This window comes from Pseudomonas sp. DrBHI1 (assembly GCF_002205115.1).
GTDB classification, from domain to species: Bacteria; Pseudomonadota; Gammaproteobacteria; order Pseudomonadales; family Pseudomonadaceae; genus Aquipseudomonas; species Aquipseudomonas mosselii.
The window spans coordinates 107581-133792 of record NZ_NIBE01000143.1; the positions used below are offsets into that span (position 1 = coordinate 107581).

Here is a 26212-nt window from a genome sequence, read left to right on the forward strand (position 1 = left end):
GCCCATGGCCAGGGCGCCGAGGGACACCAGCATCACCGCCAGGGCGGCGAACACCCAGGAGTCGGGGAACCAGCGTTCGGCCCAGTTGGAGCAGCGCAGGGCAAAGCGGGCGGAGCGGCTGTCTTGGATATCAGCGGCCACGATGTTTTCCTTTTTCTGATTTTTATAGGAATGAAACGGCGTCGCCCCATCGCGGGGCAAGCCCGCTCCCACGAGGGATGCGTGGTCCTTCGTGGGAGCGGGCTTGCCCCGCGATGGGGCGCTTGCAACGGTGCTGCTTAGAAAGTCATTTCCTGCACATCGTCCGGCACGATCAGCTTGCCGGCGGTCTTCTCGATGATTTCCTCGATGCTCACGCCCGGGGCGGTCTCGCGCAGGATGAAGGCGCCGTTTTCGATCTCAAGGTAGGCCAGGTCGGTCAGCACCTTGCGGATGCAGCCGGCGCCGGTCAGCGGCAGGCTGCACTTGGGCAGCAGCTTGGACTCACCGTCCTTGGAGGCGTGGGTCATGGTGACGATGATGTTGTCGGCACCGGCCACCAGGTCCATGGCGCCGCCCATGCCCTTGACCAGCTTGCCGGGGATCATCCAAGAGGCGATGTTGCCTTCCACGTCCACCTCGAAGGCGCCAAGCACGGTGAGGTCGACATGGCCACCACGGATCATGGCGAAGGATTGCGCCGAATCGAAGATCGACGCGCCACGGCGGGCGGTGACCGTCTGCTTGCCGGCGTTGATCATGTCAGCGTCGATCGTGGCTTCGGTGGGGAACTCGCCCATGCCCAGCAGGCCGTTCTCCGACTGCAGCATCACTTCCATGCCGTCGGGCACGTAGTTGGCCACCAGGGTGGGGATGCCGATGCCGAGGTTGACGTAGTAGCCGTCCTTCAGTTCACGGGCGACGCGTTGCGCCATTTGTTCGCGGGTCAATGCCATGGTCAGGATCTCTTTGTTGTTCTTGAGGGCGGCGCTCAGGCCTTGACGGTGCGCTTTTCGATGCGCTTCTCGAAGGTGCCGACGATGACCCGGTCGACATAGATGCCCGGGGTGTGGATCTCGCTGGGCAGCAGCACGCCGGGCTCGACGATCTCTTCGACCTCGACCACGGTGATCTTGCCGGCAGTGGCGGCCAGCGGGTTGAAGTTCTGCGCGGTGTTGCGGTACACCACGTTGCCGTAGTGGTCAGCCTTCCAGCCTTTGACAATGGCGAAGTCGCCGGTGATGGATTCTTCGAGGATGTATTTGCGGCCGTTGAACTCGCGTACTTCCTTGCCTTCGGCAACCGGGGTGCCGTAACCGGTGGCGGTGAAGAAGGCCGGGATGCCGGCGCCGCCGGCACGCATCTTCTCGGCCAGGGTGCCTTGCGGGGTGAGTTCCACTTCCAGTTCGCCGCTGAGCAACTGGCGTTCGAACTCGGCGTTCTCGCCGACGTAGGAGGCGATCATCTTGCGGATCTGCCGGTCCTCGAGCAGCACGCCCAGGCCGAAGCCGTCGACGCCGCAGTTGTTGGACACCACGGTCAGGCCCTTGACGCCGCGGCGCTTGATCTCGGCGATGAGGTTCTCGGGGATGCCGCACAGGCCAAAGCCGCCGGCCAGCACGGTCATGTCGTCGGTCAGGCCCGCCAGGGCCTCTTCATAAGTTGCTACACGCTTGTCCAGTCCGGCCATGCTCAGTCGCCTTTTGTAGTTGTTGGAACCGTACGGTCATCTTCACTGTAGTCGACTGATTTGTTAATTTTGTTTTCGTCATCGATTGATAATTTTTACAAAACAAAAGGCCACTCCTCATGAACGTCAAGCAGCTGCGCGCCTTCGTCACCGTGGCCAAGTACCAGAGCTTCGCCCAGGCCGGCGAGCATCTGCACGTCTCGCAACCGGCCCTGAGCCTGACCATCAAGGCCTTGGAAGACAACCTGGGCGGCGCCCTGCTCACCCGCACCACCCGCAGCGTCAGCCTGACTCCCGAGGGCGAGGTGCTGCTGCCCCTGGCCCGGCGCCTGCTGGCCGACTGGGACGACACCGAGGAGATGCTGCGACAGCGTTTTACCCTGCAGCTGGGGCGGGTCTCGGTGGCGGCCATGCCGGCCTTCGCCGGCAACCTGCTGCCGCAGTCGCTCAAGGTGTTCCGCCAGCGCTACCCCAAGGTCAACGTCACCGTGCACGATGTGATCAACGAGCAGGTGCTGGAACTGGTACGCCACCGTCGCGTCGAACTGGGCATCGGCTTCGAGCCTGAAAGCAGCGAGGCGCTGCGCTTTCACCCGCTGTACATGGACCGCTTCGTCGCCGTGGTACCGGCCGACTCGCCCCTTGCCCACCAGCCTCAGGTGCGTTGGCAGGAGCTGCTGGCCGAGGATTTCATCGCCCTGCAACGGCCTTCGGCGGTGCGCCTGCTGCTTGAGCAGCACCTGGCCGCCAACCATGGCAAGCTGGCGGTGGCCTTCGAAAGCCACCAACTGTCGACCATCGGTCGCATGGTCGCCAGCGGCCTGGGCGTCAGCGCGGTGCCGGCGCTGTGCATCGGGCAGATGCAGGAGCTCGGCGCCCGTTGCGTGCCGTTGGTCGAACCGACCGTGGAGCGGCGCATCGGCGTGATCGCCCTGGGCGATCACAAACTGTCCAAGGCCGCCGAGGCGCTGCTCGATGTGCTGCTGACCCATACCCATCCACAGGAGGTGACATGCGTTACGTGAATCTGGCGGGTTCCCGCGTTCCGGCCATCGGCCAGGGTACCTGGTACATGGGCGAAGATCCGGGCCGCAGGGCCGCCGAGGTGGCGGCGCTGCAACAGGGTATCGAGCTGGGCCTGGGCCTGATCGACACTGCTGAAATGTACGCCGAGGGCGGCGCCGAGCAGGTGGTCGGCCAGGCCATCTCCGGGCGTCGCGACCAGGTGTTCCTGGTCAGCAAGGTCTACCCGCACAATGCCAGCCGACGCGCTGTGCCGGCCGCCTGCGAGCGCAGCCTCCGGCGCCTGGGCACCGACTGCATCGACCTGTACCTGCTGCACTGGCGCGGCCAGTATCCGCTGGAGGAGACCGTCGAAGCGTTCGAGCGCCTGGTCGAGCAAGGCAAGATCCGTCGCTGGGGCGTGTCCAACTTCGACCTTGACGACCTGCGCGAGCTCGACACCCCCGCCTGCGCCACCAACCAGGTGCTGTACAACCCAGCCGAGCGCGGCATCGAGTTCGACCTGCTGCCGTGGAGCCGCCAGCAGGGCTTGCCGACCATGGCCTACTGCCCGCTGGCCCAGGCCGGGCGCCTGCTGCGCCATCCGGTGATGACGCAGGTCGCTGAGCGCCACGGTGCTACGCCGGCCCAGGTGAGCCTGGCCTGGGTGACGCGGGGTGAAGGGGTAATCGCGATTCCCAAGGCGGTCAATCCAGAGCATGTGCGCCTGAATGCGGCGGCGGCCGACCTGGTGCTTGCCGAAGAAGACCTGCAAGACATCGAGCAGGCATTCCCCGCTCCGACACGCAAGCAGCGCCTGGCGATGGTCTGAGTTGCCTGCACGAGGGGCCGCGCCGCGGCCCTATCGTAGGCAAGCCGGCTCCCACACCGACCGTGCCACCTTCAAGCCAAGTGCCAATGACTAGTGGAAGTCCCGGCTGCGCACATCCAGCCCCTGCAACAGGGGGCTGATGTCCTCGAGGCGCCGGGCGATCAGGTGCCGTACCCCGCTCTCCTGCTCCAGGCGCCCGCTCACCTTGAGCAACTTCGAACCCACCAGTGCCCGCCGCTGGCGCTCGGCCAGGTCGCGCCAGACCACCACATTGACCATCCCGTGCTCATCCTCGAGGGTGACGAAGGTCACACCGCTGGCGGTCTGCGGGCGCTGGCGCCCGACCACGATGCCGGCCACGGCGACAGTGTCGCCATGCTCGACCCCCGCCAGCTCCGTCGAGCTGCGACAGCCCAGTGCCCGCAAGCGTGAGCGCAGCAGGGTCAAAGGATGCGGCCCGAGGGTGGTGCCCAGGGTGCCGTAGTCAGCGGCCAGGTCCTCGGCGACACTCGGCACCGGCAACGCCACCGCCTGCTCGGACACCGGCTCGAGCCCGGCGAACAACGGCAACTGCGATTGCACCGCCGCCACCTGCCAACGTGCCTGGTGACGGTCACCGACCAGCCCGCGCAACGCCCCGGCATCCGCCAGGCGCGCACGGGCACGAGCATCGAGCCCGGCGCGCAGGCACAGGTCCTCGACGTCGCGCCACGGGCGCTGTGCCCGCGCCTGTGCCAGGCGGCAGGCATCGTCTTCACCAAAGCCACGGATCTGGCGCAACCCCAGGCGGATGGCCAACGCCCCCTCGCCCACGGCCTCCAGGGTGCAGTCCCAGTCGCTGTGGAACACATCCACCGGGCGCACCTCGATCCCTTGGCGGCGGGCCTCCTGCAACAACTGGTCGGGACTGTAGAAGCCCATCGGCCAGCTGTTGACCAGTGCGCAGGTGAAGATCGCCGGCTCATGGCACTTGAGCCAACTGCTGGCATAGCACAGCAGGGCGAAACTGGCGGCGTGGGACTCGGGGAAACCGTAGCTGCCAAAGCCCTTGATCTGCTCGAAGATGCGCTCGGCAAAGGCCAGTTCGTAGCCATTGCGCAGCATGCCCGCGATCAGCCGCTCGCGGTGCGGCTCCAGCCCGCCATGGCGCTTCCAGGCGGCCATGCTGCGGCGCAGCTGGTCGGCCTCGCCCGGGCTGTAGTCGGCGGCGACCATGGCCAGCTCCATCACCTGCTCCTGGAACAACGGTACCCCCAGGGTGCGCTCGAAGACGGCCTGGAGTTTTTCCGATGGATAGGTGACCGGCTCCTGCTTGAGCCGGCGCCGCAGGTACGGGTGAACCATGTCGCCCTGGATCGGCCCGGGACGGACGATGGCCACCTCGATCACCAGGTCGTAGAACTTCACCGGCTTGAGCCGGGGCAGCATGGCCATTTGTGCCCGCGACTCGATCTGGAACACGCCCATGGTCTCGGCGCGGCCGATCATGGCGTAGGTGGCCGGGTCCTCCTTGGGCAGGGTCGCCAGCGTGTACTCGCGTCCCCGGTGCCGGGTGATCAGGTCGAAGCAGCGGCGCAGCGCGCTGAGCATGCCCAGCGCCAGCACATCGACCTTGAGCAGGCCGACCATGTCCAGGTCATCCTTGTCCCACTGGATCACCGTGCGCTCGGCCATTGCCGCGTTCTCCACCGGCACCAACCGGTCCAGCGGCTGCTCGGAGATGACGAAACCACCGGGATGCTGCGACAGGTGCCGGGGAAAGCCGATCAGTTCCCCCGCCAGCACCAGGATGCGCCGCAGCGAGGGACTGTGCGCATCAAAGCCGGCCTCGGCCAGGCGCCCGGCATCGGGAATGCGATCGCTCCAGCGTCCGCAGCACTTGGCCAAGGCATCCACCTGGTCAGCTGGCAGGCCAAGCACCCGGGCCACATCGCGCACCGCGCCGGCGGCATGGTAGCTGCTGACCACCGCAGTGAGTGCCGCCCGGTGTCGGCCGTAACGGCGGAACACGTACTGGATCACCTCTTCGCGGCGATCATGCTCGAAGTCCACGTCGATGTCCGGCGGCTCGTTGCGCTCGCGGGAGAGGAAGCGCTCGAACAAAAGGCGGTGCTCCATGGGGTCGAGCTCGGTGATGCCGAGCACGAAACACACCACCGAGTTGGCCGCCGAACCGCGCCCCTGGCAGAGGATACGCTGGCGGCGGGCGAAGGCGACGATGTCGTGGACAGTCAGGAAGTAACTCTCGTAGCCCAGCTCCTCGATCAATGCCAGCTCCCGTTCCAGCACCGTGCGCACCTTGTCGCTCGGGCCCTGGGGCCAGCGTTCGGGCAGGCCGCGCCGGCACAGTTCGCGCAACCAGCTGGCCGGGGTCTGCCCTGCGGGCACCAGTTCCCGTGGGTACTGGTAGTTCAGCTGGGACAGGTCGAAGGTGCAGCGCCCGGCAATCCGCAGGGTCGGCGCGAGCAGATCGTCCGGGTACAGTTCGCGCAACTGGTCGAGCGAGCGCAGGTGACGCTCGCCGTTGGCGAACAGGAAACGTCCCGCCTCGGCGACCGCGCACTGTTCGCGGATGGCGGTCATGCAGTCCTGCAGCGCACGCCGCCCGCGCACATGCATGTGCACATCGCCGCAGGCCACCAGCGGGATCTCCAGCCGAGTCCCAAGCGCGCGCAGCTGTGCCAGACGCCGGGTGTCGTCGGCCCCGCGATGCAGGTGCACCGCCAGCCACAGGCGCTCGCCGAACAGCGGCCGCAACCAGGCCGCGTCGCCGTCGTCGGGCTCGGCCACCCACAGCGCCAGCAAGCCCTGGTGATGGGCCTCGAGGTCCTCGACGAGCAACTGGTAGCTGCCCTTCTCCGAGCGCCGCCGGGCGCGAGTGATCAGCGCGCAGAGATTCTGGTAGCCGACAAGGTCTTCCACCAGCAGCACCAGCTTCGGCCCCTGGTGCACCCGCACCTCGCTGCCGACGATCAGCTTCAACTGATGCTGCTTCGACGCCTGCCAGGCCCGGACAATCCCCGCCAGCGTGCATTCGTCGGTGATCGCCAGGGCCTGGTAGCCCTGCTCGCGGGCGCGGCGAAACAGTTCGTCGGCACTGGAAGCACCGCGCTGGAAACTGAAGTTCGACAGACAGTGCAGTTCCGCATACGCCGGACCGTTCATGCGAACCAGCCCTGCAACCACAGTGGCCCCGGGGCCGCCAGGTCGCGGAAGGCCCAGCCGCACAGGCCATCGCGGGTCTCGATGCGGTAGTAGTCACGGCGCACGTCGCCACCGTCCCACCAACCGGACTCGATGCGTTCGGCGGCCCCCAGCAGTTGCAGGCCGGCCTCGCTCAAGAGCTGGGGCGTGGGCAGCAGCCAACCGGGACGACGACCAGGGGCCATCACCCGTTGGCCTTCGGCGCCCTGATCCACGCCTTGCCAGGCGCGCTCGGGGCGATGGTCGGCTTCGGCGCGCAGCCCCCTGACCGCCTCGTCACCGAGCCGCGCCCGCAGCCGTTCACGCAACTGCTCCCAGGGCTGGACCTGCTGTGCGCGCGGGTCGAACAGCGCCTGGCGTTGAGGCACGAAGGGCGGCAGGTCGGCGGCCAGCAGGCGCAGGTTGCGCACCGGCGCCGGGATACGCAGCGGCTCCAAGCGGCCACGGGCCAGCTCGAACAGCAGCGAAGCGTCGCGCTCGGCGGCCAGCAGGCCGACCTTGAGCACGGTGTCCGCGCCTTGGGCGTGCTCCAGGTGCAACTCGAAACGCTGCACGCCGCAGTCGCGCCCGGCGAGGAAGGCCGCCAGGTCACTGATGAGGCGACGCAAGGGGAACAGCAGCGCCTGATGCGACTCGACATCGAAGTTCAGCTCCAGCCGCGCCTCGAAACGATCGGGCGGCTGGTAGAAGTCCAGCCCCAGGTTGCGCAGGCCGAGTAGCTGGTCCAGGTGCAACTGCACCTGGGCGCTGAAGCGCCTGGCCAAGGCATCGCGCGGCAGCGCCAGCACCTGCTCGAGCCGGTGCAGCCCCATGCGGGCGAAGGCCTCGACTGCGTCGACCGGCAGGCCGACACGGTTGACGGGCATCTCCAGCAAGGCGGCGCGGGTCGCCTGCGGGCAGGTCAGCGCCAGGCCGTCATGGCCGTTGGCGAGCATCCTCGCCGCCACCGGGTTGCTGGCCACGACAATGCGCTGGCGCAGCCCCAGCGCCGCCAGTTCCTGGCGCAAGCGCGCCTCGAACAGCGGCCAGGGGCCGAACAGTTGCAGGCTCGAGCCCACCTCCAGCAGCAACGCACGGGGATAGTAAAGACTGACTTGGGCGCTGAAACGGTAGGCCCAGGCCGCCAGCAACTGCTGCAACTGCTCGATACGCGCCGGCTCGACCTCGACGCAGGTGAAACCGTCGGCCAGGGCGCGGGCGGCGGTCAGCGTCTGCCCTGCGCGCAGCCCCAGCTCACTGGCCGCCGGGTTGACCGCCCGCAGCACACGGCGCTGGGGCGGACCGCCCAGCAGCACCAGCGGCGCCTCGGGGTCGTCGCGTTCGCGCAGGACGGTGTCCAGCGCCAGCTGTGGCAACAGGATGCAGGCCCAGAGCATGGCGCATTACTCCCGCCCCGGGCAGGCGATGGGCGTGACCGGCGCCAGGCCGCCCCGGCACTTGAGCACGCGCCACTGCGCCGGACGCAGGTCGAGGGCAATGCGCAGGGCGGCGGGCGAAGGGTTCAGCGCGGCCTGGTGCGAGCGACAGGCGAACGCCAGCGCATCGCCGGTCTCCGCAGCCACCTGCAGGCGCCGCAGGGCACGGTCGTCGGCACGCTCTGGCCAGCACAGCACGGCGGCGCAACTGCCCGAGCGCAGGCACTGCTCGGCGGCCCACAAGGCATCGATCGCCTCGGCGTCGACCTGCACCAGCCAGCGCAGGTCCACCCCGGCGGCCTGCCAGGCCGGCGCATAGGGGATGAACGGCGGCGCCACCAGCACCACCCGCTGCCCCTCGCCCGTCAGCCGGGCTAGCGTCGGCCAGAGCAGCTGCAGTTCGCCGCAACCGGGGCTGGCCAGCAGCAGTTCGCTCAGCGCCGCCGCCGGCCAGCCGCCTTCCGGCAGGCGCTGGTCGAGGCCGGCATGCCCGGTGGGCTGCAGGCCCTGCGGACGTGCCTGGGCCTGCCGCCCGCGCCATACCTGGCGCTGGTCGAGCAAACGGTCGAGGTCGACCACGGCGCCCATCAGTCACGCCTCAGCAGGCCGCAGAACACGCCTTCGATGAAGAATTCGTGCCCTGGGGTCACGTCGATGGGGGCATAGGCCGGGTTGCGGGGCAGCAGGCGATAGCCATCACGGGTGCGCTGCAGGCGCTTGATGGTGACTTCGCCGTCGAGCCGGGCGACCACGATCTGCCCGTCACGGGCCTCGCCCTGCTGGCGAATGCCGACCAGGTCGCCGTCGAAGATGCCGTCGTCGACCATCGAGTCGCCGCGCACCTTGAGCAGGTAGTCGGGGGTGCGTCGAAACAGGCTGGGGTCGAGCAGCAGTTGCTCGTGGATATCGAGGTCGGGGCCGATCGGCGCACCGGCGGCGACCTGGCCAAGCACCGGCACCTCGAGGATCTCGGGCCGGCGCAGGGGCTCGGCCAGGCGGATGCCACGCGCCTGGTTGGGCGTGACGTCGATGAACCCGGCCTGGCTCAGGGCGGTGATGTGCTTGCGCGCCACGCTGCGCGAGGCGAAACCGAAGCGCTCGGCGATATCGGCCAGCGACGGTGGCTGACCTTGATCGGTGATGCGCTCGCGGATGAACGCGAGGATGGCGCGGCGTTTGGGGGATAAAGTGTCCATGGAGCACATTTGTACTCTTTTTTCATAACACTGAACAGCTCCCTTCGTCGCCGGCCCTCCCCACCCTGCCTCAGTAGCGAATGGACAGGGCGATCGCCTCGCTCGGCGTCTGGTGTTTTTCCAGCAGCCCCAGCACGTCCTTCTTCAACTGCTCCTGCCTGTCGATCAGCGCCAGGTCGCGGAACTTGTAGTCCAGGTCGGCATAGCTTTCCGATACGCCGGCATTGAGGTGGTTCTTGCCGAAGGTGTGCACGATGTGCTTGGACTTCCAGATGTCGTACTGGCTGAACACCTGGTCCCGCGGCAGGTGCCTGGCAACCGAGAACGGCACCCGGGTCAGCAGGCAGTAGTTCATCTTGTACTTGTGGAACTGGTAGTGCTCCAGGGAGTGGACGAACGACACGTACCAGATATAGGTGGCGATCACTTCGATGTTGAAGTCCCTGTCGCCGGACTGGCACGGCAGGTTGACGTAACGGCACAGCTCGGCAACCCAGTTGTTGATGTAGGGCTCGGAGCCGTCACGCAGCAGGTCGTCGTAGCTGGCCGAGACGAACTTCAGCACCGCCGCGTAGTAGTCGCGGTACTGGGCATTGAGCGCGTGCTGGCCATTGAGGTACTGGTCGAACGGTATGGCGAACCTGATCTCGAATTTCTGGGTCAGCGCCTGGTCCTCGGTCTGGCGTTTGTTGTACATGTTCAGGGCGTTTTCATAGCCGACCTTGTAGAAGGTCTGCGCCGAGTAGTAGCCGATGCAGCTATAGAGGAACTTGTCGGCGATGCCGGTGGTTTCGCGCAGCGACAGCGGCGACTCCTTGAACTGGTGATTGAGCATCAGGATATAGGCGGTGTGCGGGTCCATCAGTTTGTGGAAGTTGCAATCCTTGGGCACCAGGTTGAACAGGAACGCCGCGCCCATTTCGGCGAAGAACAGATGGTGGTGCAGGTGCGCGCCAAGGATGAAGAACACCATGGTGTTGGACATGAAGTACACCTTGGCCAGGTCCCAGTCCGGCTCGCCCGGGCCGACGCTGAAGCCGTCGCGCAGGGTGATGCGCATGCTGTCGGCGGCAAAATCCTCGGCGATGGCGATGCTGGCCACGTCGAACACCGAGCTGGACAGGCGGATCTCCCGGGTGAAGCCACGCATGTCGAAGGTCGACACGCCATCGACCGTCTGCAGGTAGTGGGTGATCTGCGACGACATCAGGAACACCCGCAGGTCCTCGTCCGAGATGGCCGTCGGCTGTGGAAACTGACCCAGCGGTACCTTGTAGTAGTCGCGGTTGGCCTTGATGATCGACTGGATGTAGTTGTGGTAGACCTTGTCCTTTCTCCAGCGGTAGACCAGCTCGGCGGGCAGCTTCTTGGGGATGTAGCCCATGTGGTAGTCGGTGCCCGGGATCGGCGTGCTTTCCATCGAGATGGAATCGCGGTTGTAGTGGCGATAGCCGAAGTAACGAGGCAGCAGCCATTTCAGCTGAACCCACTTCCAGGCCAGGAAGCTGGTGCCGAGATTGACCGCGTACAACGCCAGCAGCAGCGGTACGAACTTCACGTAGTACAGGCCCACGTACACATGCTTCAACGGCTCGGCGCGGGTCTTGCTCATCAGTATGATCACGGGGCTGACGGTGATGAAAAACGCCAGCAGGATGACTTCCAGCATGCTTCAAACTCCTTGTTCGATCGCTTTGTTCTTGTTGCGGCTTGCGCCGTAGCTGTACAGGCAGGCGCCTGTAAAAATCACGTTGACGATGCTCCAGGCGAGCGCCGCGTCAGGGCCGTACCAGCCCGTCAGGTCGAAGGCCGGCAGGTTCATCAGGGGTGTGTCGCCGGCCAGCGTGCGCACGAACAGGTAGAAACCGAAGGTGTAGGCACGGGCCTGGAAGTACAGGTCCGAGCGGCGCAGCAGCAAGGCGTAGGCCACCGGCGCCAGCAACAGCGGCAGGGCGTAGCCGAAGGTGGTGATCCGCGCCGAGTACAGGAAACACAGGTTCCAGGTGGTGTAGAGGTAGGGCCAGTAGGCCGGGACATGCACCACGAAATCACTGTGTCGCCCGGAAACCTCCCAATGCTTGCGCGAGTACGGCAGGCAGACGATCAGCCCCACGGCGGCGGCGATGTTGAGGATGTTGCCGGTCTGCCAGTCGATCACAGAGGCCTCGATGATGTTCAGCACGATCACCAGGTAGATCAGCTTGTAGATGAAGCCTTCGATCCTTGGCTTGTAGCGGGCATAGGCCAGGAAACACATGGGCAGCAGCACGCTGATGGTCTTGATGCGCATGAACAGGTTGGCGTTGGGCACCAGCAGCGCCGGCAGCGACAGCACGAAGAAGGTCAGGCCCACCAGGCGGTAGCGCCTGAACAGCTCGGCGACCAGCAGGAAGGCGGCAAAAAAGGCCAGCATCAACAACAAGGTGTTCGGCATGAGGTGTTTCCCTACTCATTCATGGATCGACACGCGGCGTGAACGCCGGGCACGGCAAAGCCTGCCGCGCACGCCCGGGCCAGAGGCCGGGGACGGTGGAGCAATGGACAGGCGTTGCAGGTATCAGGTGGCTGGCAAGAGGGCCGCAATGCGGCCTGGCTCAGGCCTTGCCGAGGACGTGGGCTTCAGCCTCCAGCCACTTCCTTACGGCTTCGGGCATCGCCGCGGTGGTGGGCTGGACCTTGAGCTTCTCGGCGATCACTGCGTTGGCGACCAAGCCCTTGCGGCCAACCCAGGCGCCTTTGGAGTAGCCAGTCACGACCACGTCGCCTGCGCTGTTGAAGAAGCTGTACTGGAAGTAAGTCCAGTTCTCGTCGAGGCAGCAGATGCTGAATTCAGCTGTGTACTTCTCGAACATTGAAAGTTGCTTCTTGTAGACGACCAAGTTGCCGCCGAGCATCGGCTTCCAGCCCAACTTTAAGGCTGGAATGAGGATTTTCGCGCGCAGACAAAGTTCCAGCATGAACAAATCGGCGATGGTCATGTAACGGCCATTGTTCATGTGCTTGTTGATGTCGATATCGTTCGGCCAGACCCGCAACGTGCGGTGCAGCGTGTCGGTCAGGGCCATGGGCGGCTTGAAGAAACCACGCAGAACAGCCAGCAACAGGCGGATGTAAAGGTTCATCCGGTTATCCCTCCCTAGGATTTTTTATTATCGTTCCCTGTTCAACCAACCGTTGATTAATCGGTTGGCTGCAAGCGGCGCATTGCAGGCCTGCTTGTTTGCCTCTCAGCGGTGGCGAAACTAACAGCTTTCACCGGGAGCAACCAGAGGCCAACACCTTAATTACTCGAAAAACGCCAACTGAATAACCGGTCACGTTCGGACTTTATATTCAATTGATGCTGAAACGTTTGTTCTTTTATTGAAAAACTATTCGTCGCGGTGCTCCGCTAGTCCATGTGCTTGCACAATGCCTGGCGTAATGCCTCGGGCACTGCAACCGGCTGCTTGCTCTCAGGGCAGACGCACACCTGGGTCATGCTGGCGCGAAAGCAGACTTCGCCACCGGCGCCGCGCGCCTCGACGGCAAAACTGAACGAAGTGGTACCCGGCTCGCCACTGCTGACCTGCACGCTGATCAGATCATCCCAAGCCATGGGTGCCAGGAACTCGATGGACAGGGCCCGCGCCGGCGGCATCACGCCCATGGCGAACAACCTGCGCAGGCCTTCGCCGCCCAGGCAGTGGGAGAGAAACTCGTGGACCGCCTCGATGACGAAATAGGAGATACGCGGTGTATAGACGATCCCGGCGGGGTCGCAGTCGCCGAACAGGATCTTGCGGGTGGTGACAAAAGGCATGGCGTTGGGTGCTCCGTGCTAGGAATGCCTGGCAGGCCATACTAACGCACACGGTAAAACGGCTGGCACCTTGACTTACCCCCGCACTGCCCGCCAAGTACATTTTCCAACCCTGATCCCTTATGATGCTGAATGGTTTCTCCAGCCTCAGGATGCCCAATGCTGACCGCCCTGCTGTTCGACCTCGATGGGACCCTCACCGATACCGACACCTTGCACCTGCAAGCCTTCCGCAAGCTGCTGTTCGACCATGACGGTCGCGAGCTGACGCAGGAGCAGTTCAACACTCAGGTCAGCGGCCGCGCCAACGGCCTGTTGTTCGCCGAACTGTTCCCACAGGCCGATGCCGCCAGCCGCCAGGCCTTGGCCGAGCGCAAGGAAGCACTGTTCCGTGAGCTGTCACCGACACTGGCGCCGATGCCCGGCCTGCTGCGCCTGCTGGACCACGCCGAACGACAGGGAATCGGCATGTGCGTGGTGACCAACGCGCCGCGCCTGAACGCCGAACACATGCTCGGGGCCATGAGCCTGGGCGCACGTTTCGAGCATGTGCTGGTAGCGGACGAACTGGCCCGACCCAAGCCCGATCCCCTGCCCTACCTCACCGGGCTGCAGCGCCTGGGAGCCAAGGCCGGGCAGGCGCTGGCGTTCGAGGATTCGCTGCCGGGGGTCAAGGCCGCCGTCGATGCCGGAATCTTCACCGTGGGGCTGGCGACCACCCAGCCTGCCGAACGGCTGATGGAGGCTGGGGCTAGCCTGGTGATCGAGACGTATGATGATCCGCGGTTGTGGGATCTGATCGAACGGATGCAGCGACAGTGTGATTGATCGGAAAATCCCTCATATCACGACCTTGCTCCAACGCCCCGCCAGGAACAGGTAGTCGACCCAGAACACCTGGTGCAGCAGGACGATCCCCCAGAACACCACCTGGTAGGAGACCTTCCGGGTCTTGTGCCGAAACAGCTGCTGCGCCACCAGCGCGCCCGGCCAGCCGCCCAGCAGCTCACTGGCGTGCAGCACCTTCTCGGGGGTACGCCAAGCCTGGCTGCGGGCTTGCTGTTTGTCCTGCCAGTACAACAACAGGCTGACCAGGCTCGCCGCCAGGTACATTGCCAAGGGCAGCCATGTTCGGCCGCCCAGGCCCATTTGCACACCGCCGAAAAGCGGCAACAGGCATAGTACCACCAGCATCAGCATTTTCAGGCGTAAATGGCGTATGCCCGCCTTGCCCGTGGGCGCGTTATGCCTGCGCGCCATGTCAGCCGTGCGCCGTCGACCAATCGACCCAGCCGAATTCCCAGGTCGCCAGGATCAGCAGGCCGAAGGCGATCCGGTACCAGGCAAACACCGCATAGCTGTGGTTGGCGATGAACTTGAGCAGCCCGCGCACAGCGATCATGGCGAAAATGAACGACACCACGAAACCGAGCGCGAACACCGGCAAGTCACCCGGCTGGAACAACTCACGGTACTTGTACCCCGAATACACTGCCGCACCGACCATGGTGGGCATCGCCAGGAAGAACGAGAACTCGGTGGCCGCCTTGCGCGACAGGCCGAACAACAGGCCACCGATAATGGTCGAGCCCGACCGAGAGGTGCCGGGGATCATTGCCAGGCACTGGACGAAACCGATCTTCAGCGCATGGCTCCAGCGCATCTCGTCGACATGGTCGACCTCCACGCGGTGCTGGCGACGCTCGGCCCACAGCATGATCACCCCGCCCACCACCAGCGCGGCGGCGACGGTAACGGGGTTGAACAGGTACTCGTGGATCAGGTCGGCGAACAGCACGCCCAACACCACCGCCGGGAAGAACGCGATCAGCAGGTTGGCGGTGAAGCGCCGCGCCGGCACCTGCGTGGGCAGGCCCAGTACCACGTCGAGGATCTTGCGCCGGAACTCCCACACCACCGCCAGGATGGCCCCCAGCTGAATGATGATGTTGAACGCCATGGCGCGTTCGCCGCCAAAGCCGATCACGTCGGCAACGATGATCTGGTGCCCGGTGCTCGAAATGGGCAGGAACTCCGTCAGCCCCTCGACCACGCCCAAGATGATTGCCTGCAAGGCACTCCAAAAATCCATCCTTCCCCCAAGTGCGACGCTGCGCATGGCAGGCCGCTTGTTTTGATTGACTCAATGATGCCGCACGCGGCGCGTGCTTTTTACAGTGACTGTAGCTGCCAAGGCCAGCTGAAAAACGCGGTTGCCTAAAGGTTTCATCTGACGCGGCCGAAATCCTAGCAGAGCCTGTGTTTCAAGGCTTGCGTTAGCTGCTACACGGGATGTCAAGAAAGACTCATTAGCCGTTGGTCGAGTGGGGGCCGGCGGCAAAGCATGCTTGGATGCCCTGGATAAAAAGAACAAAGACTGGAGTAACGCATCATGAAGACCCTGAGGTCGATGTCGATCAGCCGCCGCCTGTGGCTGATCCTGCTGGTGGCCGTGGCCATGCTGCTGGTGCTGGGCCTGCTGATGCTGCGCCAGCTCCACGGCGACCTGTACCAGGCCAAGGCCGAAAAGACCCGCCACGTGGTGCAGACCGCCGCCGGCATCCTGACGTATTACCAGGGCCTGGAGGCCGCCGGCACGCTCACCCGCGAAGCCGCGCAGCAACAAGCCCTGCAAGTGGTGCGCGGCCTGCGCTACGACCAGAACGACTATTTCTGGATCAACGACCTGCAACCGAAGATGATCATGCACCCGGCCAACCCCAAGCTCGATGGCCAGGACCTCTCGGCCATCCGCGACCCGGATGGCTTTGCCGTGTTCAACGAAATGGTCGCCCTGGCCCGCAGCCAGGGCGCGGGGCCGGTCGACTATCGCTGGCCCAAACCGGGCGCCAGCGAACCGGTGGAGAAAACGTCCTATATCCAGTTGTTCAAGCCCTGGGGCTGGATCATCGGCTCGGGGGTGTACATCGACGACGTGCAGGCCGAGTTCGCCCGCCAGCTGCGTGACGCCTCGCTGTTGGGCCTGGGCATTGCCCTGCTGATGGCCCTGCTGGTGATGCTGATCGCCCGCAGCATCGCCCGTCCGCTGCAGGAAGCCGTGCAGGCCATGGGCAACATCGCCAGCGGCGAAAGCGACCTGACCCGACGCCTGGACACCCATGGGCGTGATGAAATCACTCACCTGGGCGAGCACTTCAACCGCTTCAACGGCAAGTTGCAGGGCGTAATCGGCCAGTTGCAGGGCGCCGCCCATGCCCTGGCCGAGTCGGCCGGCCATGTCGGCGACAACGCAGGCGCGGCCCAGGCCCGCAGCACCCAGCAATCGCTGCAAATGGACCAGGTGGCCACCGCCATCAACGAGGTTTCCTACGCTGTGCACGACGTGGCCAAGCACGCCGAACAGGCCTCCAGCGAGATGCGCAACGCCCAGACCCAGGTCGGCCACGGCCAGCAGGCGATCCACGGCAGCCTGCAGCAGATCGACCGGCTCTCGGCGACCATCGAGCAGGCGGTGCAGGTGATCCGCGAACTGGCCAGCCACAGTACGAAGATCGGAGGTGTTCTCGAGGTGATCCGCTCGATCGCCGAACAGACCAACCTGCTGGCGCTCAACGCCGCCATCGAGGCCGCTCGCGCCGGTGAACAGGGCCGTGGTTTCGCCGTGGTCGCCGACGAGGTGCGCCTGCTGGCCCAGCGCACCGCCCAGTCGACCGCCGAGATCCAGACCATGATCGAGCATCTGCAAGGGCAGTCGGAGGCCGCGGTACGAGCCATCGACACCAGCAGCGAAGCTTCGCGCCAGACCGTTGAGCAGGCCCGCGAGGCCGGCAGCAGCCTGGATGCCATCAGCCAGGCGCTGGGCAACCTGGGCGCGCTCAACGCCTCGATCGCCAGCGCCACCCTGCAGCAGTCCCATGTGGTCGAGGAAATCAACCGCAACGTCACCGAAACAGCCGACCTATCGCAGCAGACCGCCGAGGCGGCGCGCCAGTCCAGCGACGCCGGGGTGGCCCTGGCGCGGCTGAGCGAAGAGCTGGAGCAACTGTTGCGCCAGTTCAGGGTCTAGCGGCGGCAAGCGGCGGGCAGATACGTCCGCCCGCTGCTTGAAGCGTCCCGCTCGAAGCGGTTAGCATCCTGCCTTTCCCCGCCCAAGGATCGCCGATGTCCGGCCTCGAACTCTTCGCCGCCGCGCTCGGCGTCATCGCCGTCTGGCTCACCGTCAAGCAGAACCCCTGGTGCTGGCCGATCGGCCTGGTGATGGTGGTGCTGTACAGCTGGATCTTCTACGAGGTGAAGCTGTACTCGGACATGCTCCTGCAACTGGTCTACGCGGTGCTGCAGCTGTACGGCTGGTGGCAGTGGACCCGGCCGGACCGCATCGAGGACGCCCGCCAGGTGACCCGCCTGGCCCCCGCGCCAATGCTCAAAGGCCTGGCGGCCGGCCTGCTGACCAGCCTGCTGCTGGGCGCGGGCATGGCGCACTGGACCGACGCCGCCCAGCCCTGGCTGGACGCCGCCCTCACAGGTTTCAGCCTGGTGGCGCAGCTGTGGATGGCGCAGAAGCGTCTGCAATGCTGGGCGTTGTGGGTGGTGGTGGACGTGATCTTCGTCGGCCTGTTCCTGTACAAGGGCCTGTACCTCACCGCCGCGCTCTATGCCCTGTTCACCCTGATCGCCGTGCGCGGCTGGCTGGAGTGGCGCCGCGATCCGGCGCTGGCGGCGGCATGAAGGTCCTGGTGCTGTGCGGCCCGGAGTCCAGCGGCAAGAGCTGGCTGAGCGGCGAGATCCAGGCGCATTTCGGCGGCGTGCTGGTGGGGGAATATGTCCGCCACTTCATGGACTGTGAGCAACGTGACACCTGCTACGCCGACATCCCCGCCATCGCCCGCGGTCAGCTGGCTTGGGAAGACCAGGGCCGAGAGCAAGCGCCGGAACTGCTGATTCTCGATACTCACCTGCTCAGCAACATCCTCTGGAGCCGGGCACTGTTTGGCGACTGCCCTGCCTGGATCGAGGAGGCACTGAAGGCGCGCCACTACGACCTGCACCTGCTGCTACGCCCCGAAGGCGTCGAATGGGTCGGTGATGGACAACGCTGCCAACCACGACTGGAAGAACGCCAGGCGTTTTTCGACGACAGCCTGGCCTGGTTGCAAGGTCACCGGCAGAATCTACAGGTCATCGACGGTGACTGGCCGCAACGTAGCGCCAAGGTGCTGAGCTCGGTGCAACGCTTGCTTGACGGAAAAGCACCGGTTTTCCCCACTGAATGTTAAGCCGCTGATACACATCGAACGGCCATAGCCCCCGGATTTGCGCGTAATCCCACAGTTTCGGGGGCAGTGTCACACCGTTGATACACCTGCGGCGAATTCCCCTCGAAGCCCAGTATTGCAGGGTTTGACCCTCTCCTCACCCGAGATCTGTCTCAGCCCTGATACAACAATTCTCTGACGCACCAGCACTTCCCACCCAATATCCTGATTCTTAAGCAATAACCAAAACCGGCACAGCTTCTGCTCTTCTTCTGGCAACGCGGCCCCTGGCCCAAACGCCGAAGAAGGAATTGCCATCGTGGGGAAACCAGAAAAAGGCAAGATCTGTCACCTCCTGTTGCTTGGCTGCGCTTTGGGATCCAGCTTCAGCCTGCCCGCCCAGGCAGACAACGGCATCGTCGTCATCACCCGCGAAGTGCAGACCCGCAGCGCGATACGCGCTCCGGTAATGCCCGACCCCAACCCGGTCACCGTCAATACCAACCCGTCCGCGCACATCCTCAAGCAGACCAGCGAGCTGAGCGATGGCGATTTCGCCGGTATCACCAGCGGTGCCGGGATCAACTCGCTGATCACCCAGCAGACCAATACCATCGGCGCCAACATCGGCAACCAGACCCAGTTGCCCAACATCGCCGGCGGACGTGGCTCGGGCTCGGGCGGCAACGGTATCGCCAACATGGTCAATTCGAACGTCCAGCAAGGCCTGGGCGCCCTGAAGATCCTCAACGGGGGCCAGTAACATGAGGCATTCGCTGCTGATCCTGGCCACGCTGTGCAGTGCTTCGGCCTTAGCCCAATCCCCCGTGATCAACAACGCCACCATTGACAGCTCAGGCACGCAATACCAAGGCAACCTTGGGGTCAACCAGGCGGCCGGCGACCAACAGCAACAGGTCAACGCCCGGGCCATCGCCATTGGCCACGACGCCAACGCCAGCACGCAGATCCGCCAGCGCCTGCGCACCCAGGTCGATCCTTCGATGGACGCGCAGTCCAGCATCCAGGGCACGGCCTTCAGTCACGGCAACGGCATCCTCGGTGTCAACCAGAGTGCCGGCGCCAGCAACCAGCAAGCCAACGCACTGCGCATCAGCGTCAGTGCCCAGCCGCAAAGCATCGACGACAGCGTCCTTCTGCAACAGAACGTGGCGCTGATCAACAACTCGGATCCAACTGCCCAGACACCCGGCCATCGCCAGGTCAGCATCAGCGACCAGGCATTCACCGGTAGCCGTGGCGTGGTGCAGTTGAATCAGAGTGCAGGGGTGGGAAACCGAACGGCCAACACCCTGAGCATCCGGGTCGCGGATTGACCCAAACAGGCAACAACAACACTTAACCTAAAATAAAGTACGGAGAACCACCATGAAACCCTCGATGGCACTCAAGCCTCTGGTTTTCGCAATTGCTGCGATCATGGCTGTGGCTGTACAAGCTGGGCAGAATGATCCGCGTGGCCATGGACACAATAATGGCCACGGCCACAACAACGGTCATCACACCCCTCCTCCTACCAAGATCCCGGTGTATGCCACCGCCAATGCCTGGGACAAGCAAAGCAGCACCAACAACCGCATCAACAATGAAGGCACCGTCAACGAAGCCGAAATGAGCAGCTCGGCCTCCGGCACCAGCGGCAACGTCGGTGTCAACGTGGCAGCCGGCGCCGGCAACCAGCAGGACAACGCCGCCGCCATCGCCAATGCCGGTGCCGATTCGAGCCTGGACAACAGTTTCGTGTTCGGCTCCGCCTCGGCCACCGCCGATGTGCGTCAGTACAGCAACAACAACAAGGTCAACAACTACGGCACCACCAACTCCGGCATCATGAGCGGCTCGGGCAACAACGGCAGCGGCAACATGGGCATCAACATTGCCGGTGGCGACCTGAACCAGCAGAAAAACACCATGGCCATTGCCAACTCCAATGCGCCCCTGGGTAACGCCACCGCCACCGCCTCCGCCGACCAGAACGGCCCTGGCCTGGTCGTGAACAACCAAGCCGATCGCACCTACCGGGTCGATACGCTCACCTTCACCACCACGAAAAGTGGCAGCGCCTCCCACAACAAGGACTCCAGCTACAGCAAAGAAGGCAGCTCCTCGTCGAGCTGGGAGGCCGCCGGTGCCAACAGCTGGAGCGCCAGTGGCTCGAAGAGCTCGAACGCCAGCGGTTCGCGGAGCCATGAGTCGAGCTCCTCGGCCAGTGGTTCTCTGAGCGCTTCGCTGGATGCCTCGGCAAGCGGCAGTGTGACCCACTCCACCGACTATGGCCGCCACGAGCGCAGCCGCACCGACTCGTTCGATGCGTCGCTGAACGCCTCGATCGACGCTTCGTATGACAAGTCGCACGAGAAGTCTTCCAGCTCCTCGTTCGAGAAGGCTTACGACTCTTCGTTCGAGAAGGCCTACGACTCTTCGTACGAAAAATCGGGTAGCAATGCCTCCGAGTACGCCAAATCCGGCTCGAAGAGCTTCAGCGAGTCCAGCTCGTACGACCTGAGCAACACCGTGTCCTTCCAGGTGCTGACGCCTACTGGCTGGGCCAACCCTGTAACCAACACCGCCACCCTGAGTGGCTCGGTGAATGGCGGCAGCGGCAACCTCGGTGTCAACGTGGCAGCCGGTGTGGGCAACCAGCAGAGCAACTCGCTGGCCATCTCCAACACCTCGTTCTGACAGCTGTGACCTTGAGGCCCCCTTCGGGGGGCCTTTTCCTCAACAGGATCGGGGGGCACGACCATGCGTATGATCGCCTTGGCGTTTTTGCTGTGCATGGCCAGTTACAGCGAAGCGGCGCAGATGCCGCTTTCGGTTTTGCCGGGGGGCGCGGTGATCTACAAGCCCATCCAAAGCATCCGCGAGCGCAAGTTCGCAGACCTGGTGCAACAGAAGACCGATTTCAGTTGCGGCGCCGCGGCGCTGGCAACCATCCTGCGCCAGGCCTACTGGCTGGACGTGGACGAACACACGATCATCGAGGGCATGCTGGCCCACGCCGACCAGGACCTGGTCAAGGTCCAGGGTTTCTCGATGCTCGACATGAAACGCTACGTGGAAAGCCTCGGCATGCGTGCCCGCGGCTACCGGGTCGCCGCCGACACCCTGAGCAGCGTGCGCATCCCCGTGGTGGTGTTGATGGACATCCGTGGCTACAAGCACTTCGTGGTCATGCAACGGGTCGACAAGGGCTGGGTCTACATCGGTGACCCGGTCCTCGGCCACAAACGCTACAAGGTCGAAGACTTCCTCAAGGGCTGGAACGGCATCATCTTCGCCGTGATCGGCCAGGGCTACGACAAGACCAATGCCTTGCTCGACCCGCCCCTGCCACTGAGCGCCAAGGATCGCATCAATTCCTTCACCCCGGTCAAGGACGCCGAACTGATGGACTTCGGCTTCATTCGCAGCGACTTCTTCTAACGATAATCGAGCGCAACGCGTCGGGAGCATCCCATGAAGACTGCAGCCTGGCTTACCCTGATCTGCCTGGCCACCGCCTTGCCCATCCAGGCAGAGACGTTCAAGCCCATTGAACTGAAGGATCAGGAGTTGGCGAACCTGCGCGGTCGCTATGTGTTGCCAGGGCGCATCATCAGCTTCGGCGTGGTGATGACCAGCACTTGGCAGAACGCCAACGGCGATGTCATCGGCGCCAGGACCTCGATGCAGGTGCAACAGTCGACCATCAAGCCGCAGTTCTATGTGTCCATGATCGACGAGAAAGGCACCGGCTCGTCCAGCGCCAAGGGCACCGGCACCATTACCGGTGGCGCAGGCCTGGACACCACCGTCGGCGTAACCCAGGTCGTGCGCGCGGCCGGGGACAACAACACGGCCAACAACAACGTCGACATCAGCGTCACCAAGGCCAACCAGGTGCCCGAAACGCCGCAGCAAGGCCAACTGCTTGCCGCCGGTTCCACACTGGTCGGCAGCAACGCTGCCGGCTCCCTGAGCGTCTCTGCGAGCGGAACGGGCGTGCAGCTGAACGTGGTGGCCAACAACAACCAGGGCAGCACCCTGCAGCAGATCGCCCAAGGCGGCTTGATGCAAAACGCCACGCTGCTCGGCAGCGGCAACCAGGTCAGCAACCTCACCTCGCTCAACGTCGTGCTGCGCGACCATGTGCCCGCCGCCGCGCTGAACGGCAATCTTGACCAGCTCAAAGGTCTTCGCGCACTCGGATACTGATCTACGCTCAGTCTCATCGTATGTAGTCAGAAGGGACGGCTAACCCATGCAACGATCGTTGACGTTCAGAGCTGTAGTCTGCTTGAGTACATTGGCCCCTGCGACAATGCTGTATGCGGCTCCGGACCCTCAGGTCGAGGCACTGAAGCAGGAATTGCGCGAACTGAAACAACGCTACGAAGCCCAGCAGAATGCCCTGATGGTGCTTGAGCAGCGCGTGCGCCAGGTCGAGGAAACCCCTGCAGCCCCACCGCCCAAGCGCCTGACCAAGTCCCCCTCGACACCGGCCAAAGGCGCGCAGACCGTGGCATCCGGCGCCCCGGGCAGCACTGGCAGCTCCTACGGCCAGTCGCTCAAGGACGATTCGGAGCCCGCGCAAAGCGTTTCCAACCTGTATGACGAGGCCAGCGGCTTCTTCGGCGGCGGCAAGTTCAGCGTCGAGACCGGCATCACCTACACGCACTACGATACCCGCGCCCTGACACTCAATGGTTTCCTCGCCCTCGACTCGATCTTCCTCGGCAACATCAACCTTGACCGGATCAAGGCGGACAACTGGACCCTGGACCTGACCGCCCGCTACAACATGGATCAACGCTGGCAGTTCGATATAAACGTACCCATCGTTTATCGCGAATCGACCTATTCCTCCGGTGGCGCCGGTGGTGCCGGACCGGTCACCTCCGATGCGTCGGTCACACGCGATCCGACCATCGGCGACGTCAACGTCGGCGTGGCCTACAAGTTCCTCGACGAATCGGAGAACTGGCCCGACGCGGTGCTCACCCTGCGGGTCAAGGCGCCTACCGGCAAGGACCCCTATGGCATCAAGCTGGTCGAGGACCCGACCAACAACAACCTGTCGGTGCCCGAGAGCCTGCCGACCGGCAACGGTGTCTGGGCGATCACGCCGGGCATCTCGCTGGTCAAGACCTTCGACCCCGCCGTACTGTTCGCCAGCCTGTCCTACACCTACAACATGCAGGATTCGTTCAGCGACATCAGCCCCCAGGTCAACAGCAAGGTCAAGGGTGATGTGAAACTGGGCGACTCCTGGCAGATCGGCGGCGGTATCGCCTTTGCCCTGAACGAACGCATGAGCATGTCGTTCTCGGTCACCGACCAGTTCGCCAGCAAGAGCAAGATCAAGCCGGACGGCGGCGACTGGCAATCGATCACCAACAGCGACTACAACGCCGCCAACTTCAACATCGGCCTGACCTTCGCCGCCACCGACAACCTGACCATCGTCCCCAACCTGTCCATCGGACTGACCGAGGATGCGCCCGACTTTTCGTTCAGCCTGAAATTCCCCTACTACTTCTGAGCCACCAACCGGGCCCGATCCAGGGCCCGGGATTTGGTTACCGGTTTTGTAGCGACCCACTTTCCTGGCATCGGCCTGTTATCATCGCGCACAGTTTTGTGACGATTTAATGGCAATAAGGAAAGTTTCGTGAACAACCTGCTCGGTCACCCTCGCGCCCGCCTTGCCACGCTGGCAATCCTGGTGCTGGTGATTCCGCTGACCGCGCGCGCCCTGCTGGGCTGGTCCAACCCCTTCGGCTACCTATCGGACCTCGCCATCGGCAGCCTGCTGTTGCTGCTCGCCCATCGTCGCTCCTGGTGGCTAGCCTTGCCGCTGCTGTTGGCCTGGGGTGGCCTGTGGGTGGCATCCGCCGAGCTGGTCAGTGCCGTCGGCCGATTGCCCACGGTCGACGACCTGGCCTATCTGGTCGACCCGCAGTTCATGGAGAACTCCACCGCCGGCGCCCTGGCCCATGCCTGGCTGCCCGCCCTGCTGGTCGCCGGTCTTGGCGCCTGGCTGGCGAGCGTATGGCGATCCCCCGTCGGCACGCCATTGCCACGGCGACTCTGGGCCGTGCCCCTGGCGTTGTTCGGGCTGCACTGGGGCGGCCAGCAGTTGGCCCCCTCGGACGCCGACCAATGGCGTCAGTACGGTCTCACCCACCAAGCGCTGTCGGCGGCGGTGGGCAAGTTCCAGCACCAGGCCTTGAGCGGCCTGGGCCATGTGCCGGCGGTCACGGCGCTGCCCACTGCCGGTCTGACCCAGTCCGATCTCAATGGCGTCAAGCTGCTGGACGCCCCGGGCAAGGCGCGCAACCTGCTGATCATCACCGTCGAGGGTATCCCCGGCGCCTACCTGCGCCCCAACCGCGAGGCACTCGGCAGCCGCTTCCAACAGGAACTGATGCCGCGGCTCAGCCAGTGGGCCGAGCGCGGCATGAACACCCCTGACTATGTGTTGCACACCCACCAGACAATTCGCGGTCTCTACGCGATGCTCTGCGGCGACTACGACAAGCTGGCCAACGGCACGCCCAAGGGCGTCGAACTGCTGACCCAGCAGCAGCGCAACCAGGCGTGCCTGCCGGCCCAACTGCGCGAGGCCGGCTTCGCCACCCATTACCTGCAGGGCGCTGGGCTGCGCTTCATGGCCAAGGACCGAATCATGCCGCATATCGGCTTCGACGCGGTGCATGGCCAAGAGTGGTTCGCCAACGACAACTACCTGGAATTCCCCTGGGGCAAGGACGACCGCGCCTTTTTCGAAGGCGCGGTCGACTATGTCGGCGAGCTGCGCAAGCAACCACAACCCTGGATGCTCACCCTGCTCACGGTCGGTACTCACCAGCCCTACTCGGCGCCTGATGCCTATCTGCAACGCTTCGATACGCCCAAGCAGGCCGCAGTGGCCTACCTTGACGATGCACTGGGCGGCTTCCTCGACAGCCTCGAGAAACAGGGCGTGCTGCAAGACACCCTGGTGATCGTCACCTCGGACGAGTCGCACGGCATCGATGGCGTGCGCCTGGCCTCGGCCTGGGGCTTCAACCTCACACTGGCGCCGGAGCAAGCCCAGCTACCCAGGCTCAAGCAGGGCACCTACGGCCACATTGACCTGAGCACCTCCCTGCTCGACTATTTCGCCCTGCCGATTCCGGCAGCTCTGGGCGGACGCTCGCTGTACCGCGACTACGACAGCGGCCGCGAGATGATCTCCTACACCAATGGCATGCTGCGCTACCACGACGGCCTGGGCACCCTCAGCGAGTGCGACTTCCAGCAACGCTGTCGGCGCTATGCCAGCAGTGGATTCATTGCGGACCAGGCCCAGTTCCTCGGCCGTGGCGAGGACAGCCTAGGGCCGCAACTCAATCTGCTGGCCGCCAACCTCGACCAGTCGCTGCTGCAGACCCCGCTCAACCTGCGCTACCAGTTCGGTGGGCCCTCGCCCATCGCCTTGGCTGAGCGCATCAAGGATGACTGGGCGGACAACCTGATCGGCGCGCAATACCTGGAGATGCCCGAGGGGTCGCGTACCCGTGTGCGACTGAAGGTGCGGGCGCTGGATCCCCGGCATGCGGCGTATATCCGCCTCAAGGCCAAGGAACTGGAGCAGGACGTGCAGCTCGGGCTGCCCGAAGAGATCCGCGTGACGGCTGATGAACCGTTGGAAATGGCGTTCGACTTCGACAACCCAACCGTGCGCAAGGCGTTTTCCTTCCATCTGCTGGGGTATGGCGGGGGCGAGGTGGAAGTCAGCGATTTCAGCGTGATTACCGCGCTGCCAGATGAGCCGGAGATGGTGGATGAGCTGGCGGACGGGCATCTTGCCCAGTCGAGCTGAGGTCAG

At 64.4% G+C, this 26212-nt stretch carries 26 protein-coding genes and 1 pseudogene; 14 read left to right on the forward strand and 13 right to left on the reverse strand.

The window, feature by feature from the left end:
- The 3 genes from CC207_RS28165 to CC207_RS25965 form a co-directional block, all read right to left on the reverse strand.
- Positions 1-141: hypothetical protein (locus CC207_RS28165; protein WP_256582372.1), on the reverse strand; the 141-nt coding region annotated here is incomplete at its 3' end.
- A 137-nt stretch (positions 142-278) separates the two neighbouring features.
- Positions 279-935 carry a CoA transferase subunit B gene (locus tag CC207_RS25960; protein WP_028691538.1) on the reverse strand — a complete coding sequence of 219 codons (657 nt, stop codon included), beginning with the start codon at positions 933-935 and terminating at the stop codon, positions 279-281.
- Positions 936-970: 35 nt separating this feature from the next.
- Positions 971-1669, reverse strand: coding sequence for a CoA transferase subunit A (locus tag CC207_RS25965; protein ID WP_023632552.1), 699 nt, complete (start codon positions 1667-1669; stop codon positions 971-973).
- Positions 1670-1788: 119 nt separating this feature from the next.
- Between CC207_RS25965 and CC207_RS25970 the strand changes: the two genes are divergently transcribed.
- Together CC207_RS25970 and CC207_RS25975 are read left to right on the forward strand one after the other, a co-directional pair.
- Positions 1789-2694 carry a LysR family transcriptional regulator gene (locus CC207_RS25970; RefSeq protein ID WP_028691540.1) on the forward strand — a complete coding sequence of 302 codons (906 nt, stop codon included), beginning with the start codon at positions 1789-1791 and terminating at the stop codon, positions 2692-2694.
- Entirely contained in the window at positions 2682-3503 is an 822-nt protein-coding gene (locus CC207_RS25975; protein WP_088853036.1) for an aldo/keto reductase, read from the forward strand. Before CC207_RS25970 ends, CC207_RS25975 begins: the two co-directional genes overlap by 13 nt.
- A gap of 90 nt (positions 3504-3593) precedes the next feature.
- On the opposite strand, the gene CC207_RS25980 is transcribed toward CC207_RS25975, so the two are convergent.
- The 8 genes from CC207_RS25980 to CC207_RS26015 all read right to left on the reverse strand — a co-directional run bounded on the left by CC207_RS25980 (position 3594) and on the right by CC207_RS26015 (position 13120).
- Complete coding sequence (locus tag CC207_RS25980) at positions 3594-6668, reverse strand: error-prone DNA polymerase (protein WP_088853037.1); 3075 nt, start codon at positions 6666-6668, stop codon at positions 3594-3596.
- Positions 6665-8083, reverse strand: a complete 1419-nt coding sequence (locus tag CC207_RS25985; protein WP_088853038.1) for a DNA polymerase Y family protein — start codon at positions 8081-8083, stop codon at positions 6665-6667. The genes CC207_RS25980 and CC207_RS25985 overlap by 4 nt, the downstream gene beginning before the upstream one ends.
- Positions 8084-8089: 6 nt before the next feature.
- A complete protein-coding gene (gene imuA, locus CC207_RS25990) occupies positions 8090-8710 on the reverse strand; it encodes a translesion DNA synthesis-associated protein ImuA (protein WP_088853039.1) in 621 nt (206 codons plus the stop codon).
- Complete coding sequence (gene lexA / locus CC207_RS25995) at positions 8710-9327, reverse strand: transcriptional repressor LexA (RefSeq protein WP_028691545.1); 618 nt, start codon at positions 9325-9327, stop codon at positions 8710-8712. The genes imuA and lexA overlap by 1 nt, the downstream gene beginning before the upstream one ends.
- Positions 9328-9388: 61 nt before the next feature.
- Positions 9389-10987, reverse strand: coding sequence for a hypothetical protein (locus CC207_RS26000; RefSeq protein WP_088853040.1), 1599 nt, complete (start codon positions 10985-10987; stop codon positions 9389-9391).
- Between the two features lie 3 nt (positions 10988-10990).
- Positions 10991-11752 (reverse strand): hypothetical protein, encoded by a 762-nt coding sequence (locus CC207_RS26005; protein WP_088853041.1) that lies wholly within the window; start codon positions 11750-11752, stop codon positions 10991-10993.
- Between the two features lie 160 nt (positions 11753-11912).
- Positions 11913-12440 (reverse strand): thioesterase family protein, encoded by a 528-nt coding sequence (locus tag CC207_RS26010; RefSeq protein ID WP_069016614.1) that lies wholly within the window; start codon positions 12438-12440, stop codon positions 11913-11915.
- 269 nt (positions 12441-12709) lie between these two features.
- Positions 12710-13120, reverse strand: a complete 411-nt coding sequence (locus CC207_RS26015; RefSeq protein WP_028691548.1) for a thioesterase family protein — start codon at positions 13118-13120, stop codon at positions 12710-12712.
- A gap of 159 nt (positions 13121-13279) precedes the next feature.
- Here CC207_RS26015 and CC207_RS26020 point away from each other — a divergent pair, with 159 nt between their 5' ends.
- Entirely contained in the window at positions 13280-13948 is a 669-nt protein-coding gene (locus tag CC207_RS26020; protein ID WP_028691549.1) for an HAD family phosphatase, read from the forward strand.
- A gap of 12 nt (positions 13949-13960) precedes the next feature.
- Here the strand turns inward: CC207_RS26020 and CC207_RS26025 are convergent, their stop codons facing one another.
- Both CC207_RS26025 and CC207_RS26030 read right to left on the reverse strand, forming a co-directional pair.
- Positions 13961-14380 (reverse strand): DUF1294 domain-containing protein, encoded by a 420-nt coding sequence (locus CC207_RS26025; RefSeq protein WP_088853042.1) that lies wholly within the window; start codon positions 14378-14380, stop codon positions 13961-13963.
- Between the two features lies 1 nt (position 14381).
- Entirely contained in the window at positions 14382-15212 is an 831-nt protein-coding gene (locus tag CC207_RS26030; RefSeq protein ID WP_069016612.1) for an undecaprenyl-diphosphate phosphatase, read from the reverse strand.
- A gap of 390 nt (positions 15213-15602) precedes the next feature.
- Here CC207_RS26030 and CC207_RS28470 point away from each other — a divergent pair.
- The 11 genes and pseudogenes from CC207_RS28470 to CC207_RS26080 form a co-directional block, all read left to right on the forward strand.
- A pseudogene (locus tag CC207_RS28470) lies at positions 15603-16274 on the forward strand (cache domain-containing protein); the annotation flags it as partial.
- Positions 16275-16412: 138 nt separating this feature from the next.
- Positions 16413-17147 (forward strand): methyl-accepting chemotaxis protein, encoded by a 735-nt coding sequence (locus tag CC207_RS28475; RefSeq protein ID WP_371877800.1) that lies wholly within the window; start codon positions 16413-16415, stop codon positions 17145-17147.
- A 95-nt stretch (positions 17148-17242) separates the two neighbouring features.
- On the forward strand, positions 17243-17809 hold the full coding sequence (gene pnuC, locus CC207_RS26040; protein ID WP_088853044.1) for a nicotinamide riboside transporter PnuC: 567 nt from the start codon (positions 17243-17245) through the stop codon (positions 17807-17809).
- Complete coding sequence (locus tag CC207_RS26045) at positions 17806-18357, forward strand: AAA family ATPase (protein ID WP_028691554.1); 552 nt, start codon at positions 17806-17808, stop codon at positions 18355-18357. Before pnuC ends, CC207_RS26045 begins: the two co-directional genes overlap by 4 nt.
- 298 nt (positions 18358-18655) lie before the next feature.
- Positions 18656-19099 carry a hypothetical protein gene (locus tag CC207_RS26050; RefSeq protein ID WP_069016609.1) on the forward strand — a complete coding sequence of 148 codons (444 nt, stop codon included), beginning with the start codon at positions 18656-18658 and terminating at the stop codon, positions 19097-19099.
- A 1-nt stretch (position 19100) separates the two neighbouring features.
- Entirely contained in the window at positions 19101-19673 is a 573-nt protein-coding gene (locus tag CC207_RS26055; RefSeq protein WP_088853045.1) for an adhesin, read from the forward strand.
- 52 nt (positions 19674-19725) lie between these two features.
- Positions 19726-21039, forward strand: a complete 1314-nt coding sequence (locus CC207_RS26060) for a heme utilization protein (RefSeq protein WP_088853046.1) — start codon at positions 19726-19728, stop codon at positions 21037-21039.
- A 63-nt stretch (positions 21040-21102) separates the two neighbouring features.
- On the forward strand, positions 21103-21783 hold the full coding sequence (locus CC207_RS26065) for a C39 family peptidase (protein WP_028690807.1): 681 nt from the start codon (positions 21103-21105) through the stop codon (positions 21781-21783).
- Positions 21784-21816: 33 nt separating this feature from the next.
- Positions 21817-22554, forward strand: a complete 738-nt coding sequence (locus tag CC207_RS26070) for a hypothetical protein (protein WP_062574244.1) — start codon at positions 21817-21819, stop codon at positions 22552-22554.
- Between the two features lie 46 nt (positions 22555-22600).
- The gene (locus CC207_RS26075) at positions 22601-23881 is read left to right on the forward strand and encodes a hypothetical protein (protein WP_069016606.1); all 1281 of its coding nucleotides are present in this window, start codon (positions 22601-22603) and stop codon (positions 23879-23881) included.
- A gap of 129 nt (positions 23882-24010) precedes the next feature.
- A complete protein-coding gene (locus tag CC207_RS26080; RefSeq protein ID WP_088853047.1) occupies positions 24011-26206 on the forward strand; it encodes an LTA synthase family protein in 2196 nt (731 codons plus the stop codon).
- Positions 26207-26212: the final 6 nt, after the last annotated feature.

Coding starts and splice junctions, on each gene's coding strand:
- imuA (WP_088853039.1), bottom strand. CDS start 8,710: ATGGGCGCCGTGGTCGACCTCGACCGTTTGCTCGACCAGCGCCAGGTA.
- pnuC (WP_088853044.1), top strand. CDS start 17,243: ATGTCCGGCCTCGAACTCTTCGCCGCCGCGCTCGGCGTCATCGCCGTC.
- CC207_RS25980 (WP_088853037.1), bottom strand. CDS start 6,668: ATGAACGGTCCGGCGTATGCGGAACTGCACTGTCTGTCGAACTTCAGT.
- lexA (WP_028691545.1), bottom strand. CDS start 9,327: ATGTGCTCCATGGACACTTTATCCCCCAAACGCCGCGCCATCCTCGCG.
- CC207_RS25965 (WP_023632552.1), bottom strand. CDS start 1,669: ATGGCCGGACTGGACAAGCGTGTAGCAACTTATGAAGAGGCCCTGGCG.
- CC207_RS28475 (WP_371877800.1), top strand. CDS start 16,413: ATGGACCAGGTGGCCACCGCCATCAACGAGGTTTCCTACGCTGTGCAC.
- CC207_RS26005 (WP_088853041.1), bottom strand. CDS start 11,752: ATGCCGAACACCTTGTTGTTGATGCTGGCCTTTTTTGCCGCCTTCCTG.
- CC207_RS26060 (WP_088853046.1), top strand. CDS start 19,726: ATGAAACCCTCGATGGCACTCAAGCCTCTGGTTTTCGCAATTGCTGCG.
- CC207_RS26075 (WP_069016606.1), top strand. CDS start 22,601: ATGCAACGATCGTTGACGTTCAGAGCTGTAGTCTGCTTGAGTACATTG.
- CC207_RS26065 (WP_028690807.1), top strand. CDS start 21,103: ATGCGTATGATCGCCTTGGCGTTTTTGCTGTGCATGGCCAGTTACAGC.
- CC207_RS26030 (WP_069016612.1), bottom strand. CDS start 15,212: ATGGATTTTTGGAGTGCCTTGCAGGCAATCATCTTGGGCGTGGTCGAG.
- CC207_RS25960 (WP_028691538.1), bottom strand. CDS start 935: ATGGCATTGACCCGCGAACAAATGGCGCAACGCGTCGCCCGTGAACTG.
- CC207_RS26045 (WP_028691554.1), top strand. CDS start 17,806: ATGAAGGTCCTGGTGCTGTGCGGCCCGGAGTCCAGCGGCAAGAGCTGG.
- CC207_RS25970 (WP_028691540.1), top strand. CDS start 1,789: ATGAACGTCAAGCAGCTGCGCGCCTTCGTCACCGTGGCCAAGTACCAG.
- CC207_RS26000 (WP_088853040.1), bottom strand. CDS start 10,987: ATGCTGGAAGTCATCCTGCTGGCGTTTTTCATCACCGTCAGCCCCGTG.
- CC207_RS26020 (WP_028691549.1), top strand. CDS start 13,280: ATGCTGACCGCCCTGCTGTTCGACCTCGATGGGACCCTCACCGATACC.
- CC207_RS26055 (WP_088853045.1), top strand. CDS start 19,101: ATGAGGCATTCGCTGCTGATCCTGGCCACGCTGTGCAGTGCTTCGGCC.
- CC207_RS26025 (WP_088853042.1), bottom strand. CDS start 14,380: ATGGCGCGCAGGCATAACGCGCCCACGGGCAAGGCGGGCATACGCCAT.
- CC207_RS26010 (WP_069016614.1), bottom strand. CDS start 12,440: ATGAACCTTTACATCCGCCTGTTGCTGGCTGTTCTGCGTGGTTTCTTC.
- CC207_RS25985 (WP_088853038.1), bottom strand. CDS start 8,083: ATGCTCTGGGCCTGCATCCTGTTGCCACAGCTGGCGCTGGACACCGTC.
- CC207_RS25975 (WP_088853036.1), top strand. CDS start 2,682: ATGCGTTACGTGAATCTGGCGGGTTCCCGCGTTCCGGCCATCGGCCAG.
- CC207_RS26015 (WP_028691548.1), bottom strand. CDS start 13,120: ATGCCTTTTGTCACCACCCGCAAGATCCTGTTCGGCGACTGCGACCCC.
- CC207_RS26070 (WP_062574244.1), top strand. CDS start 21,817: ATGAAGACTGCAGCCTGGCTTACCCTGATCTGCCTGGCCACCGCCTTG.